This is a genomic window from Colwellia sp. C1TZA3 (genome assembly GCF_007954265.1).
Classification (GTDB): Bacteria; Pseudomonadota; Gammaproteobacteria; order Enterobacterales; family Alteromonadaceae; genus Cognaticolwellia.
On record NZ_VOLS01000016.1, the window covers coordinates 56031 to 71440 of the forward strand.

At 38.3% G+C, this 15410-nt stretch carries 14 protein-coding genes; 8 read left to right on the forward strand and 6 right to left on the reverse strand.

The features are described 5' to 3' along the window. Positions 1-146 precede the first annotated feature (146 nt). From ESZ39_RS07010 to ESZ39_RS07025, 4 genes are all read left to right on the forward strand, one after another. Positions 147-449 (forward strand): permease, encoded by a 303-nt coding sequence (locus ESZ39_RS07010; protein ID WP_411266863.1) that lies wholly within the window; start codon positions 147-149, stop codon positions 447-449. Between the two features lie 67 nt (positions 450-516). Further along, positions 517-954, forward strand: coding sequence for a permease (locus ESZ39_RS07015; RefSeq protein WP_223270279.1), 438 nt, complete (start codon positions 517-519; stop codon positions 952-954). 295 nt (positions 955-1249) lie between these two features. Continuing rightward, on the forward strand, positions 1250-2050 hold the full coding sequence (locus ESZ39_RS07020) for an inner membrane protein YpjD (protein ID WP_146879198.1): 801 nt from the start codon (positions 1250-1252) through the stop codon (positions 2048-2050). 85 nt (positions 2051-2135) lie between these two features. Then, positions 2136-3413: an HlyC/CorC family transporter gene (locus tag ESZ39_RS07025; RefSeq protein ID WP_146879199.1), complete on the forward strand. Its 1278-nt coding sequence runs from the start codon at positions 2136-2138 to the stop codon at positions 3411-3413. Between the two features lie 471 nt (positions 3414-3884). Here ESZ39_RS07025 and ESZ39_RS07030 read toward each other — a convergent pair whose 3' ends face one another. Together ESZ39_RS07030 and gshA are read right to left on the reverse strand one after the other, a co-directional pair. Further along, positions 3885-4508, reverse strand: a complete 624-nt coding sequence (locus tag ESZ39_RS07030; protein ID WP_146879200.1) for a hypothetical protein — start codon at positions 4506-4508, stop codon at positions 3885-3887. Between the two features lie 1192 nt (positions 4509-5700). After that, positions 5701-7281, reverse strand: a complete 1581-nt coding sequence (gshA, locus tag ESZ39_RS07035; RefSeq protein ID WP_146879201.1) for a glutamate--cysteine ligase — start codon at positions 7279-7281, stop codon at positions 5701-5703. A gap of 392 nt (positions 7282-7673) precedes the next feature. On the opposite strand from gshA, the gene ESZ39_RS07040 reads away from it, so the two are divergent. Together ESZ39_RS07040 and ESZ39_RS07045 are read left to right on the forward strand one after the other, a co-directional pair. Next, the gene (locus tag ESZ39_RS07040; protein WP_146879202.1) at positions 7674-9032 is read left to right on the forward strand and encodes a Na+/H+ antiporter NhaC family protein; all 1359 of its coding nucleotides are present in this window, start codon (positions 7674-7676) and stop codon (positions 9030-9032) included. Further along, on the forward strand, positions 9032-9736 hold the full coding sequence (locus ESZ39_RS07045; protein ID WP_146879203.1) for a TIGR01621 family pseudouridine synthase: 705 nt from the start codon (positions 9032-9034) through the stop codon (positions 9734-9736). The genes ESZ39_RS07040 and ESZ39_RS07045 overlap by 1 nt, the downstream gene beginning before the upstream one ends. An 80-nt stretch (positions 9737-9816) precedes the next feature. On the opposite strand, the gene ESZ39_RS07050 is transcribed toward ESZ39_RS07045, so the two are convergent. Then, positions 9817-11163 (reverse strand): sodium-dependent transporter, encoded by a 1347-nt coding sequence (locus tag ESZ39_RS07050; protein WP_146879204.1) that lies wholly within the window; start codon positions 11161-11163, stop codon positions 9817-9819. A 263-nt stretch (positions 11164-11426) separates the two neighbouring features. Then, positions 11427-11909 carry a YajQ family cyclic di-GMP-binding protein gene (locus ESZ39_RS07055; RefSeq protein ID WP_146879205.1) on the reverse strand — a complete coding sequence of 161 codons (483 nt, stop codon included), beginning with the start codon at positions 11907-11909 and terminating at the stop codon, positions 11427-11429. Between the two features lie 228 nt (positions 11910-12137). On the opposite strand from ESZ39_RS07055, the gene ESZ39_RS07060 reads away from it, so the two are divergent. Both ESZ39_RS07060 and ESZ39_RS07065 read left to right on the forward strand, forming a co-directional pair. Then, complete coding sequence (locus ESZ39_RS07060) at positions 12138-12518, forward strand: VanZ family protein (RefSeq protein WP_146879206.1); 381 nt, start codon at positions 12138-12140, stop codon at positions 12516-12518. Beyond that, positions 12518-13414: a ketopantoate reductase family protein gene (locus ESZ39_RS07065; RefSeq protein WP_146879207.1), complete on the forward strand. Its 897-nt coding sequence runs from the start codon at positions 12518-12520 to the stop codon at positions 13412-13414. Before ESZ39_RS07060 ends, ESZ39_RS07065 begins: the two co-directional genes overlap by 1 nt. Positions 13415-13661: 247 nt before the next feature. Here ESZ39_RS07065 and thiI read toward each other — a convergent pair whose 3' ends face one another. Continuing rightward, positions 13662-15116: a tRNA uracil 4-sulfurtransferase ThiI gene (gene thiI / locus ESZ39_RS07070; RefSeq protein ID WP_146879208.1), complete on the reverse strand. Its 1455-nt coding sequence runs from the start codon at positions 15114-15116 to the stop codon at positions 13662-13664. 98 nt (positions 15117-15214) lie between these two features. Beyond that, positions 15215-15410: transposase (locus ESZ39_RS07075; protein WP_191321678.1), on the reverse strand; the 196-nt coding region annotated here is incomplete at its 5' end.

Consider the following 15410-nt stretch of genomic DNA (forward strand, 5'->3'; position numbering starts at 1 on the left):
TATGATAAACTGTTAATAACAACGTCATATTTGAACCAAATGTGAATACCCTCATCTTATTTTTAGAAAATCTATTACAACTTAGTGTTGAAGCTAGCTCATGGCTATTACTCGGTCTACTTATTGCCGGTCTAATGAAAGCTTAGCTGCCCACTAAAGTTTTAAGCCAGCATTTAGGTCATGGCAATAAAGCTATTATTAAAGCGGCATTTATTGGCGCGCCATTACCCTTATGCTCATGTGGCGTGATCCCTGTGGCGATTGAACTACGACGTTTGGGCGCTTCAGCTCCTGCCACTGCAGCGTTTTTAGTCGAAACACCTGAAACCGACGTAGATTCAGTGTCAGTTTCCTATGCTTTATTAGGGCCTGTCTTAGCCATTTACCGCCCAATTACGGCCATATTGCTGATATTACGGCCATATTATCAGCAATATTTACCGGTATGATTGTCGCGACAACTAAAGAGAGTTGTCCGCAAGTAAAAAGCCCTAAAACAAGTAGTGAATCGACAACTTGCTATGCAAAAAAACAGCCGCTGTTAAAGCTAAAGCAGCAGAGCCAACAAGCTCATGCTGTGCAAGCAAATCAGCAAAGCTTAGCAACTCTGTAACAGCCAAAACATTGACCGGCATTCGCTATAGCGCGACACAACTGATTGATGACTTAGTGCGCTGGCTACTACTTGGCTTATTATTCGCCACTGCCGTAAAAAACCTTTGTAGCCAAATGATTTTTATTAAGCTAGGCGCTATGCTAGTGATGATTGCTATGTCAATTCCTATGTATATATGCGCTACTGCCTCAACACCTATTGCCGCAGGCTTTATTATGGCAGGCATTTCTCCAGGTACTGCCTTAGTTTTTATGATGGCGAGACCAGCCACTAACATTTCAACCTTAGACGTTATTAAAAATGAAATGGGTAGTGGCGTATTAATAAAATACCTATAGGCATTAGTATTTCAGCGATTATTTCTGGCTTATTACTGGACTGGGGACTAATGTATTTTAACATTAATATTAGTCAGCAAATGCAACACAGCCACCAGTTAATACCTTTTTGGCTTGGCTTAACTTATCTTGGCATGCTGACATTTCTAGCCATTAAACCTTTGCGTAAACTGTTGATATAAAATAAACAATAGTTATGGAGTCTGCTAGCGGTTCTGCTAGAATCGCCATAGTAAATATTAACTAGTAGTATTATTTACTTTATGGACATTTTTTAATTTTTTTGGAGCTCTTTGTGGAATTTTCAAGTATCAGTTCATTTACTGCGTTTGTATGCTACAGCGTAGCGACGATATCAATTTTATCGCGTTTATTTCATCCTAAAGGGCCCAACTTAATTATTACCTTGATTTTTGCCTGTTTGGCGATTGTTTTTCATGTATTAAGTAGCTCACAATTTTTATTTACTCATAACAACCTCAATTTCTCACTGCCTAACGTAGTGTCGCTGGTCAGTTTAATTATTACCTTAGTTATTTCAACAGTCGCTTTACGCTTCAAGGTTAATTTATTGTTGCCGGTGATTTATGGTTTTGCCGGCCTTTGGCAACTCAGTATGATCTTCATTTCACCTATGGGTAATATGGAAATTGTTACCGATAAACTTGCTATGTTGAGCCATATTACTTTAGCGCTTATTGCTTATTGTATTTTAGTTATCGCTACTTTATATGCCTTCCAAGTTGCTTATATCAATACAAAGTTAAAGAATAAAAATTTACAAGCCGTGCATCACTTACCGCCTTTAATGCAAGTTGAACGCCAGTTATATATTATTTTACTGTTAGGGAGTATCTGCTTGTTATTTAGCCAAGTATTAGGCTTTTTATTCCTTGACGGTATGATCTCAAATGCCAATGCCCATAAAACTATTTTATCACTTATCGCCTGCAGTATTTATTTCTTAACGCTATGGGGACATTTCAAACAAGGTTGGCGTGGCCAACGGGTACTGGTATTAACCGTAATTGCCACCTTTATACTGACTTTGGCTTATTTTGGCAGCCGATTTGTGAAAGAATTTCTCTTATTATAAATTTTAGGGTATAAGTTAACTTTGTATTACTTTTCCAATTTGGTGCGGTAATACGGCTTATAAATAACTATCAATAGGATCCCTTTTGGATAACATCTCTACCGATATGCTGTTTGTCGTACTTGGCATTCTCATATTCATATCAGCCTATTTTTCAGGTTCTGAAACCGGCATGATGTCGATTAACCGGTATCGCTTAAAACACTTAGAAAAACAAAATCATCGCGGCGCTAAACGGGTTAGCAAATTACTGGCAAAACCAGATAAATTGATCGGCTTGATCCTAATTGGTAATAATTTAGTCAATATTTTTGCCACCCTTATTACCGGCATTATTGCGCAACGATTGTATGGCGACGCCGGGGTATTTTATTCTGGCTTGTTGTTAACCTTAGTTATTTTGATTTTTGCCGAAATAACGCCAAAAACTTTAGCCGCCTTATACCCAGAAAAAGTCGCTTTTCCAAGTTCATTAATTCTTACCGCGCTGTTAAAAGTCTTATACCCTTTCGTTATTGCGGTCAATTGGATCACCAATGGCATATTAGCCATATTGGGGATTAGTTCAGAACAACGTGAACAACACAGCTTAAGCTCTGAAGAATTACGCACTGTGGTCAATGAGTCGGGTGCCTTATTGAAATCTCAAGACCAAGACATGTTAGTGGGTATTCTCGACTTAGAGAATGTCACCGTTGAAGATATTATGATCCCACGTAATGAACTGGTTGGCATCGATATCAATAACGAGTGGAAACGCATTCAAAAGCAACTCACCCAGTCAAACCATACCCGAGTTTTGTTATATCGTGACAATATTGATGACGTGGTAGGTTATGTTCACATGCGTGATGCCTTACGATTAGTCTCGAAAGAACAATTTACCAAAGCAACCTTGTTACGTGCTGTACGGGAAATTTACTTTATTCCTGAAGGTACCCCGCTCAATGTGCAACTGTTAAAGTTTCAACATGCAAAAGAGCGCATAGGCTTAGTGGTTGATGAATATGGTGATATTCAAGGTTTAGTCACCTTAGAAGATATACTTGAAGAAATTGTTGGTGACTTCACTACAACGATGACACCCACCACCAGTGATGAAGTTAATATTCAACCCGACGGTAGCTATTTAGTCGATGGCAGTGCAACCGTACGTGACGTGAATAAAGAAATGGCTTGGAATTTCCCCACTGATGGCCCAAAAACTATCAATGGCTTAATTTTAGAGTACCTTGAAGATATTCCAGAGGCAAACTTAAGCGTTAGAATATCGGGTTATCCGCTGGAAATTATTGCAGTAAAAGATAATATGATCAAAACGGTTAGAATTTTACCTGATTTTTATGACGCGATAAAATCTTAGCTATTTAAAGGCTAAACAAAGTTTTTATTAAAAGCACAGTTGAACCTATATCAACTGTGCTCTTTTCTTATTACCCCCTGCAATAAGTAGCATTTAATAAGTCGTATTTAATAGCGGCTGACTTTAATCGGTTAGTCATCGCCCTTACACTTCTGCTTAATAAACAACATTTTCTGTTAGCATCGTTGACTCATTTTTGGACTATTTTGTGGATAGAACAATCGTCACTGAAAGTTACTAACAAAGTTATGCACAACTCTAGATCTGAGGACGATGTTTCCACAATTTCTGTGGATAACAAATGCAAGCCCTCTAGCAAATAGCCTTTGAATTTTGCAATCGATTTTTTAAAAAAAGATGAAGTTTTTTTAAAAAGTCACTGAGTTTATTTTCTAGCCCGTGCTGCTAGTAATAAAGTGACAAAAATAACTAGAGGCTAAAAGCTTGTTAACCTCTGTCATAGTAGGTGGGCTAATCACCAAAAAACAAGCGCCATAACCAGCCATGATTAAGTTCTTCTTCACAGCTTTTAAGCTGACTGGAATAGCGCTTAGCACGACGATCAACTTTTCGGGCCACCTTACTTAACCAAGCTTTTTTCTTATAACTTTTATGTTTAAAGCCGCTCCAACCTTCATGATAATTTAAATACTGGTTGTACCCATCCCATTTAGAGACCTTATTAATTTTTTGAGTTTTAAAAATAAACCAACCCATAAAATCAATAGCATCTTCAAAATCATCGCGATCAGCACCAGAATTATCTGTTTCTCTCACGTAGTCTGCCCAAGTCATCGTTTTTGCTTGTGAATAGCCATAAGCGCTACTTACTCGACCCCAAGGAATAAAGCCTAACAGATAGTCTCTAGGAGGTAATGCACCGGCTTTAAATGAGCTTTCTTGATACATCATACTCATCGGCACATGAATAGGTACACCCCAACGTTCGCGCACTTCTTTGGCGATAAAATACCAATCTCTATGCTCGCGAAATATTTCGCATAAATTTTCCGGGTTTTTTGGTGGGCTAGTTGCGCAACTTGATAACGTTAAGCAAGCTAGCGCAGAAATAATAAGTGTTTTAAAAAAGGCCATGAATTTAGTTACTGAGTTTTGAATGATAATATCATGCCAGATAATTGTCGAATTTTCAGATTAAAGTCGTGATATATGACACTTTATTCTAACGCGGGCTTTGAAATACTTTATTCTGCTACATAAAAGAAAAAAACAACAATAACATGAACTTCAGATAAGCTGTAATACCAGTTCCATTAAGTTTGTGATCTTGTTGTGCGCAGAAAAAATAACTCAAGGTAAGGCGCTCGATTGAGCAATAGCTGGCTATTGGGATTGAGAGCAACACAGCCTTGAGCTATTTTAACTAGTACAAGTGAGCAATAACTTAATGGGATTGGTATAATACCAGTTCCATTAAGTTTGTGATCTTGTTGTGCGCAGGAAAAATAACTCAAGGTAAGGCGCTCGATTGAGCAATAGCTGGCTATTGGGAGTGAGAGCAACACAGCCTTGAGCTATTTTAACTAGTACAAGTGAGCAATAACTTAATGGGATTGGTATAACTACTGTATGTAGTTGACTTAAGCTTAGGCACTCATTACCTTTTCATTCTGGGTCATTACTCTTGGTTACTAAACGTGTTGTTACGCGATAATTTTATATATTTTACAGCAGATTTATTGTTTTAATCTCAATCATCAGGGGATTTTTCACCCTAAGTATATTTTACTTTGACTATTCATACCCATCTCACTAATTATCTGATCATTTCACTTGGTTAAAACAAACCACTACTGCGTTATTTATTTAATAATTGGAACAACTAGTTATTAAATAAATGCCTTGTATTTGACTATTTTCCTTACGTATAAAGTAAACCAGATAATTAATAAAACTGGTCTATTCTAACCTTGATGAACTTGATGGCGAGTTATTATGGTTAGACAACAGCTAAAATTAACATCATGTCATGAAGGTAAATTTCTATTGAGTATTCATTAAGGAAGGAAGAAAATGAATCTGACAAAAAATGAACCATTAAAAAAATAGCCAGTCATATACTATGAAAGCAAAACCTTCCTGGACTGCTTTTTTATTATTTACAGCGCGTTATCTTAACGCGCTTTTTTTTTGCCTAAAATTTAATAAGCGACTACAAACGCAGATAATGGCGAATAGCAGTTGCCACTGATAATTGCCATTGGATTAAAAACAATTACCGTACTTTTAAGGGCAATGAGCAGTGCTATTAAAAACTAAGTTTTGCTCAGGAAAAGTAGTCCTGCAGAAAAGTATCAAAATCCATTGTGTCACTTGCTTCGATAGCCGCATTTTTGCGTAATGAGTCGGTGACTGTTTCGGTAAAATATTCTTCGCTAAACTCTTGATAATCATTAGCTAAAAGCTGTTGGCGGTAATCAACAGCCTTACTAAGCGCCATTTTTGTTAACGATTGATTTTCATCAACCACTGCCGCTAAAATTTGTGCCGACGGTGTTAAACTAGCGTCGTTAATTTTAGCCGCTTCCGCCGCAAGTACTTGACTGTATAGCTTAGTGTCATTAGCTTGATCTAATAATGTAGCAATATCCGCCATTTTAGCGAAAATTTCACCACCCCATTGCTGTACAGACTTACCTTCTGTCTTCTCTGCTGCGATATCTTGTAATAATAATGTTGGATCACGACCTCTTACAACCACAGCATCCATATTTTCTTCACTGGTTGCCTGTGCACTGTAGTTAAGTGTTGGACTGTTCTCTAGCATACAAAAAGTCAGAAAAATGTCTAAAAATCGTACTTGTTCAACTGTGATGCCGGTGGCAGAAAAAGGGTTAACATCAAGTGCTCTCACTTCAATATATTCAACGCCCCTATTGCTTAACGCCTCTGATGGCTTTTCGCCAGCCTTTGCGACACATTTTGGACGTACAGGTGCGTATAATTCATTTTCTATTTGTAAAACATTACTGTTAAGTTGCTGGTACTTACCGTCAACTTTGATACCAATTTTCTTAAACTTTTGCGACGGTAAATTTATCGCATTTTTCACCCCGTCTAAGTAGTCCGACAAATTGTTATAGCAAATTTGTAACGTTGACTGCTCACTGTTGGTGTAGCCTAAGTCGCTCATACGTAACGATGTGGCATACTCAAGGTACATATAACCTTTTTCGGTTTTCTTAAACGGTAAATCAGTGGTTTTATTTTTTAGAAAAGATCGACAAATAGCGGGTGAACTGCCATATAAATAGGGGATTAGCCAGCAAAAACGTTTGTAGTTTCTTAAAAGTGCAAAGTATTTATCAGAGATATAATCATCAAGTACATCAGTATTTTCTTCAATGCTTTGCAGCGATTGAAAAAAACTTTTTGGAAAAGAAAAGTTAAAATGTATGCCAGAGATAACCTGCATCATGCTGCCATAGCGATTCTTTAAGCCTTGGCGATAAACAGTTTTCATTTTACCTATGTTAGATTTACCGAACTGAGCCAAGGGTATTTTATCGTCATCATCAACAAAACACGGCATACTCATCGGCCACAATAACTCACCATCAAGTTGACTTAAGGTAAATTTTTGCACATCTTCAAGTTGGGTAATCACTGTTTCAGGTTGATAACTAACCGGGGTAATAAATTCCAGCAAGGTTTCTGAGTAGTCGGTGGTAATATTAGGATGAGTTAACGCCGACCCTAATCGTTCACTGTGCCCGCGTTCAGACAAACGCCCTTCTGGTAGCACTCGAAGTGCTTCACGTTCTATACCTCGACCAAATTGGCTCAAAGAAGTTTGATGCTTTACTTGAGCAAAAGCCGTGATATATTCGTTTAATGATAATGTCAAAATAGTTCCTGATGCGTTACGCCAGTGAGTAAGTGTTATTTAAGGGTGAAATGTTAATTTTCAATGGCTACAATGATTTATTATTCTCTTAATATCGGTTAGGTCCAGCAAATAAAGTATCAACAAAGCGGTAAAAGTTTGCTCACTGACTTTAAACCCACCACCTTACACTGCTAAAATATACCCTATATTGTTGCATTTATCTTTATCTGACTGAGAAATTGAAGCCATTCAGTCAAAGTATATTTATTTTCTTAAAAATTTTATACTGGGCTCTGCAAGCATACAGTTTCTTATTAGCTGAGCTTACGGTAAAGTTAGTTGCTGGACATTTTTAAGTGATAGCTAAAGCTCACAATCCCCCCAACATAAAATAATAATAAAGGTTTACTATGCAAGACAGTGTTTTTAGCTTACTTCCCCCGCTTGTTGCTATTATCATTGCTATATGGCGAAAAAATGCACTTTTCGCACTTTTATGTGGCGTAATGCTTTGTTATGTCATGATAGCAAATGGTCACCCTATTGATAGCTTAACCGGCACTACAGTTGGCATTGCACAAGTATTTTACTCTTTAGGTAACGTTTACATTGTCAGTTTCAGCCTATTAATTGGCGCTTTAGTGACGCTAATGAATCAATCGGGCGCAGTCAATGGCTTTATTAACCACCTTGCCTCATTAAATTTAGTAAAAAATAGCCGACAAGCTAGCATGTTACCAACCGTTATCGGTACCAGCATTTTTACCGATACTAATCTCAGCATGTTTACTGCCGGCATGGCGAGTCAAAAGCTATTCGATCAACACAAACTTAGCCGAGCTAGGCTGGCTTATTTGGTCGATTCAACCTGTGCACCGATCAGTATTTTATTTTTGATTAATGGCTGGGGAGCTTATGTTTTAGGCTTACTTGACGGTTATTCATTTAATGACCCGGTCGGCATTTTAATCGGCACCATTGGTTATAATTTTTATGCCCTTATTGCCGTGGCTTTGGCTTATTACACCGCGTTTAGTGGTAAAGTTTTTGGGCCATTAAAGCGCGCTGAATCGCTAGTTCAAGCAAAGCAGAAAACCACCGTTGATGATGTTGCCCCCGCCTATATTATGTGGTTCCCGATGCTAACGCTATTAATCAGCACTTTTATACTACTTTGGTTGACCGGTGACGGTGATATACGTCGAGGCTCTGGTGCTTTCTCTGTATTTTGGTCGGTGGTTAGTGCACTGGTATTCTTAGTGCTCTTAATTATTGGCCACAAGCTCATGTCATTTTCTACTATCGTTAAAACCATCATTACCGGTATTAAGCACATGTCGCCTGTGGTCGCTATTCTAGTGCTGTCGTTTGCTTTTGGCGACGCGATTAAAGCGCTTGGTACGGGCGTTTATGTTAGCCAATTAATTAACGTTGAAGTACCCTTGTTTTTAATGGCCCCGATTTTATTTATTGCGGCTGCGATTATGGCATTTGCGACCGGCACCTCATGGGGCACCTTTGCGATACTTATTCCCATTGCCGTACCTATCGCGCAACAAAGCGGCTTACCTATTGAGTTTTTGGTGGCTGCCGTGCTAGGTGGCGGTATATTTGGTGACCATGCTTCACCTATTTCAGACACCACCATTGTTGCCTCTATTGCCAGTGGCTGTGATCACTTTGAACATGTTAAAACCCAGTTACCTTATGCCTTAGTAGGCGCAGTACTCACGCTAATTATATACGTTATTATCGGGTTGAGCTTTTAATGTCAGAGCAACCATTAACCGTGATTGATCACCAAGCTGACTTTATCATCATTGATAAACCCCAAGGGCTCAGTTTTCACGATGAAGATGAGCTTGGCAGTGGCTTGTTTTCGCAAATAAAAGCTCAGCTAAAAACACAGTTTGCACTGACTGAGCTTTATCCCGTTCATCGTTTAGACAAGATGACCTCGGGACTGATTATTGTGGCTAAAAATAGTGCCACCGCAAGAGTGTTTCAACAACAATTTGAGCAACACCAAGTGCAAAAATTTTACTTGGCAATAGCCGAAGGTAAGCCGAAAAAAAAACAAGGCTTAATTAAAGGTGATATGGAAAAAAGCCGCAGAGGCATGTGGAAATTACTCCGCACTATGGGTAATCCAGCGATTAGCCAAGTCTTATCTTATCCTATCGCCCCCAAACAACGGCTCTATTTAATTAAGCCGCATTCAGGTAAAACCCATCAAATTAGAGTGGCACTAAATAGCATAGGTGTACCAATACTCGGTGATCCGTTATACAACAATAACCTCAATACTGACCGAGGCTATTTACACGCCTTTGCCTTAAGCTTTAGTTTGCACAATAAACAATATCAGTATTGTCTACCGCCAAGCGCTGGCACTGTGTTCAATAATGCGTCAACGCTTGAGGTTGTAGAGCAACTTACCCCACCGTGGCAACAGCTTTGGCCTGCGCTATAACCTACGCTTACACGAGAACAGAATAAGAAAAGGGAGCTAAATAGCTCCCTTTTTAATGCCTAAATTTTAACACGGTTTTATTACAATGAATGCCAGAAAACAATACCAATTGCCGTTGGGCAAACAAACTTAGTATACCAAGGCCAAATTTTCCAAAATAACGAATGTTCAACCATGTCATTACCTTGCTTAAGTTCATTTAAAATATCGTTACGAAACCAAATCCAACCAACAAATACACAGCACAACATCGAAATCAGTGGCTGACCATAAACGGTAGAAATTGAAATAATCAAACCAAAAAGCAGATCAAAATTAAATACAATTAAGGTACTTAACATAAAGATACCCAAGCCAATAAAGGTGGTCGCTTTTTTGCGTTTAATATTGTGGCGTTCTACTACATATGAAACTGGCCCCTCTAACATTGAAATACTTGATGTTAATGCGGCAATAGACATTAAGACAAAAAAGCCAAAGCCAACAAATAAACCGATAGCACCCATGCCGTCGAATAACGTAGGTAGCACATCAAAAACTAAATTAGGACCAGAGATTAAACTACCATCTGCACTAAATATAGCCACGCCTTGTGCTTGGGCAACGTACATTGATGGAATAATTAACAATCCAGCTAAGAAAGCGATTGAAACATCAATTAGGGTAACTTGCGCGCCTAAAGTCACTAAGTTTTCTTTCTTGGAGATATATGAGCCGTAAATCACCATAACACTGGTACCTAACGACAATGAAAAGAACGCTTGCCCCAGTGCACTGATCAGTAAGTCGGGCTCAAATAAACGAGAAATATCAGGATTTAAATACGCGGCAAAGCCTGCTTCTGCTCCTTCTAAAGTGAAAACATAGAAGATCAATAAAATCAGCAAACCTATTAGCATAGGCATTAAACGCTTAGACCATTTTTCAATGCCCTGCTCAACACCTCGGCGAATAATTGCTATAGTAAGCATCATAAATAATGCAGAAAAAATTAAATTACGCGCTATAGATTGTGACGTAAGCCAGCTTGACGCTTCATTAAAACCTAATATAGTCGTTATAGGCTCAATCGCGAATGACATCATCCAACCGGCCAAAATGCCATAAAAACTTAAAATTAATGCTGCACAAATAATGCCGCCAAAGCCAACGACAAAAGCAAAACGCTTGTGAAAAATATTTCGTGATATTTTTTGCAAAGACGTCACCGCATTGGCTTGACCATATCGCCCTATCAGTAACTCCGCCATAAAAGCGGGATACGCTAAACAAAAGGCAAGCACTAAGTAAACCAGCACAAATGCAGCGCCACCGTTACTTGCCGTTTGTGTTGGAAAACCCCATATATTACCTAACCCTACTGCAGAACCCGCCGCCGCCATGATAAAACCAAAACGAGAACTGAACGCACCTCTAGAAGCAGCCATTTAAAACCATTATTTTTATTATTTGATTAAGCTAATTTACTTAAAGTATTAAGAAAAAAACAGTGTTTATTAATAAAAAAGCTCATGAAAGTGCTTTTAATGGCTGTTTTTGGCGTAAAGATTTCATTACTGGCTAAATTACAGTCAATCGTTTATTTATTGCTGCAATAGCTTTGAAAAAGATTAAAGCAAAAAAAAAGAGGCCAAGACCTCTTTTTAAAAATTTGATACTAACAAATAGAAAATAACGCTATTAGGCCAAATTAATCTCTAAAGTTATTATATTGAAATGATTGCTCAAATTCAGTTTCTCTAAGTAACTGCATCACAGCTTGTAAATCATCGCGCTTTTTACCGGTAACACGCACTTGTTCACCTTGAATTGAAGCCTGCACTTTTAACTTGCTGTCTTTGATTAATTTAACCACTTTTTTAGCAACCAGTTGCTCGATGCCTTCTTTAAAAGTCGCCTCTTGGCTAAAGTTTTTCCCGGTGTGTTCAATGCTGCTCAGTGTTAGCGCTTTGGCGTCAATATTTCGCTTGACTAATTGGCTTCTCAGCACATCTGCCATTTGCTTAAGCTGAAAGTCAGCATCACCTTTCATCGTTACTGTTGGGGTTTTCCAAGTAAAGCTTGCGTCTGCACCTCGAAAGTCGAATCGAGTTGATAACTCGCGGTTAGCATTTTCAGTTGCGTTTCTAACTTCTTCCAAATTAATTTCGGAAACAATATCCATTGAAGGCATGATGATTCTCTATCTAACAATAATTGGGGATATATTATCAATATATGAAATTAATACCAATACAGAAGATAACAAATTATTGCTTTGACTAGGAGTAATGCTAGTTGAATTAACTCAGCGATCGATTAGTTAATTTAATTGCAATAAAGCCTTTAGTTCAAAACAACAATGATAGTTTTCGTTGCTTAGCACTGATATGATTAATGACATCTGATTTTATCAAGCACAATGACCGACACCGCAATGAAAAGTCGCTATCACTTATCCATTCTCGCCATAATTGTCATGCTATTTTTTTGCTTTTACTTTAGCTCTCAAGACTTGAGGCGCATCGTTTTTCGCAGCACGGAAATCGACTCTATTGGCCATATCATTAGTTTTTTTTGCTTAACTTGGGTACTACACAGCATATTAAAACTGCCGTTATTTAACACCATGTTGACCGTAGCTTTTTACGGCATACTCACCGAGTTAGGGCAGCATTATTTAGGCTTTCGCAGCGCACAAGTGAGTGACTTTATTTCTGATCTCATCGGTATAGCAATATTTGGTGTTATTAGATGGGCAATTTTGATGTATCGGAATCGTTCTAGCAATAAGTCGACATAATGAATATTGTTGTTATTGGCCAAGGGGCTATCGGACTGCTCTGGTATCATCATTTGGTTAAAACGCCTGAAAACTCAGTCAGTTTGTCGTGCTCAGCAAGCGCAAGCTCTATTCCCAGTCATTACCACTTCACTAACATTAAAAACCACAGCGAAGAAGGTTTATTAACCCTCGCTAATAACGCTAGCTTTGCCAATGCAGAGTTGATATTGCTCTGCGTAAAGTCTTATCAAGTCAAAGCAGCCATGGAAGCTTTAAACAATAAGATATCAACTCAAGCAATCATTGTTTTTTGTCATAACGGCATGGGCGCATACCACGACTTAGCCAAAATCCAGCAGCCTTGTTTAGCGCTATTAACCACCCATGGCTGTAAAATAATCCGCCCTTTTCATGCTCAGCATACCGGTTTAGGTCATCATGATTTAGGCGTGGTCACTGGTAATATTACGCTATCAATGCGCGATAATATTAGCGCAACATTGACCCAAGCTTTGCCAACATTAATTTTTACAGAAGCTATTAAAGACAAGCAATGGCTTAAATTAGCGATAAATTGTGTTATTAACCCGATAACCGCCATAGAAAACATTGATAACGGCCAGTTACTTGATGATAGATTTAGGCTACTCATTACGGCATTAATTAGTGAAATCATTGCTGTAGCCGCTGATGAAAACATTAACTTTGACTTTAATGAGCTGCAAGCCACAATACTGCAGGTAGCGAAAAATACGGCTGAAAATTGCTCTTCAATGCGCAGTGACATTCTACAGCAACGCAAAACTGAGATTGATTATATCAATGGCTACATGGTTAGTTTGGCTAAAAAGGCAGGTCTGGGTGTAGCCCAAAATGAAAAGTTAATACGGCAAATTAAAGCGTTAGAAGTTTAGTATTCACTAATGCTTAGCATTAAAAAAGGCGATGAGTCTATACTCGCTCCACTTAAAAGTTGCCTATTGAAGTGGAGCGGGAATATAGTGTTATTTAGGCTCGATTGTAGTTAAATGTCGTCGTCTCAAATGAAATTAACTTGGTTATTCATATTGACCTATCACGTTATACCAAGTTGATTAATTGCCTGTTTAACGGTTGACGGACTAAAGTCTGACCTACAGAAAAATCGCCCATAGGCGGTATTTATGGTCGATACACTTTCACATTGGTAAAACCTGCGCCTAATAAATATAACGCTTGTAATTTACTCATCACACCTTGGTCGCAATAAAGTAAGTAGTCTTTAGACTTATCTAAGTCGCCAAATTGACTGGCTAGTTTGTAAAACGGTAGGTGTATAACTTCTACGCCCTCTAACGCTAAAGGCTGGTCATCTTCTTCATCAGGGCTTCGAATATCGAGTACAACCGCATTGGCAGGGATATTATCTAAGGTATCAACCGCATGAATTTCTGCTTCACTTTCTTTGCCGATATCACGGACATCAAAGACTCGGGTTTCATCGACGACTTTGTCAAGAATTGAGAAATCAAATTTTTCTTCTTCTGCTTCAACTTTTGACAATACGGCTTTTACTGTTGGCTTTTTAGAAATAACACCACAATATTCAGGAATGGTTTTGGCAAAGTCTTCGGTACCAATTTCCCGTGCAATATTAATAATATCTTGTTTTTCGTAGGTCACTAATGGCCGTAAAATCAAAGTACTAGTCGCCCGATCAATCACATTTAAGTTAGTGATTGTTTGACTAGAGACCTGACCTATTGCCTCACCGGTAACTAAGGCTTGAATACCCATTTTTTCAGCTATTGTAGCTGCAGCTCGCACCATCATACGTTTAAGTACAACGCCCATTAGGCCATTGTCAATGTGTTTGAGTATTTGTGCAACGACCGGTTCAAAATCTACAGCAAAAAACTTCACCCGATGTGAGGCACCATATTTGTCCCATAAATAATAACTGACTTGCTTAACACCGACTTCATGCGCAGCACCGCCTAAATTAAAGAAACAATAATGCGTTCGTGCACCTTTTTTAATCATTTGATAACTAGCGACACCAGAATCAAAACCACCCGACATTAGCGACAACACATCTTCTTGTGTGGCAATAGGAAAACCGCCCATACCTTTGTGACGCTGGGTAACAATATATAAATGGGTATTTTTAATTTCTAAATACACAGTGAAGTCGGGTTTTGTCAATTTAACGCTAGCAGATGCAACCTGCAGATTTAATCCGCTGCCAACATATTTTTCGACTTCCATAGAATTAAAGTTGTGCTTACCTGAACGCTTTACTCTGACAGAAAATGTTCTGTTTTCAATGTTTTTAGCATGCACTGCTAAGGTTTTTTCATAAATATCATTAAGGTCAGTAAAGCTGGCTTGTTGCACCTCGAGAAACATCGGGATGCCTGGCGTGGACTGTAAAGTCGCTATTAATTTTAAACGGTTTTCAGGTGTGTTATTAGCCGTATTAACTTCAATATTGTCCCAGTGCATTTGTGTTGTCACTTGTTCATCAACACGACGTAAAACATTTTTTATACTTGATTCTAAAATCTTAGTAAAACGCTTACGCACTGGACGGCTTTTAATGGTTATTTCAGCTTGTAGCTTAACAATAAATCTCATCAACAATAACGCCCTTATTTAGAATGGCGCGCATTATATACCCGTTTCACTGCAATATGCAATTTCAGCGCTAAGCCCTCTAATACCAATTACATTAATTAACCACTCAAATTTAGCCAGTCTCTAAAGCATATATCTTTCACCCTTTTTATATCACTTATGAAGCCGTTCCATGCATTACTACAAGATTCAACAATATCGTCATAATCCTTAAAACATTTATTCGCTAACTCATTCTGTCTTAACCACTGCCATACCTGTTCAATTGGATTTAATTCAGGTGAATAAGCGGGT

Coding starts and splice junctions, on each gene's coding strand:
- ESZ39_RS07030 (WP_146879200.1), bottom strand. CDS start 4,508: ATGGCCTTTTTTAAAACACTTATTATTTCTGCGCTAGCTTGCTTAACG.
- ESZ39_RS07040 (WP_146879202.1), top strand. CDS start 7,674: ATGCAAGACAGTGTTTTTAGCTTACTTCCCCCGCTTGTTGCTATTATC.
- ESZ39_RS07045 (WP_146879203.1), top strand. CDS start 9,032: ATGTCAGAGCAACCATTAACCGTGATTGATCACCAAGCTGACTTTATC.
- ESZ39_RS07050 (WP_146879204.1), bottom strand. CDS start 11,163: ATGGCTGCTTCTAGAGGTGCGTTCAGTTCTCGTTTTGGTTTTATCATG.
- ESZ39_RS07055 (WP_146879205.1), bottom strand. CDS start 11,909: ATGCCTTCAATGGATATTGTTTCCGAAATTAATTTGGAAGAAGTTAGA.
- ESZ39_RS07060 (WP_146879206.1), top strand. CDS start 12,138: ATGACCGACACCGCAATGAAAAGTCGCTATCACTTATCCATTCTCGCC.
- ESZ39_RS07065 (WP_146879207.1), top strand. CDS start 12,518: ATGAATATTGTTGTTATTGGCCAAGGGGCTATCGGACTGCTCTGGTAT.
- thiI (WP_146879208.1), bottom strand. CDS start 15,116: ATGAGATTTATTGTTAAGCTACAAGCTGAAATAACCATTAAAAGCCGT.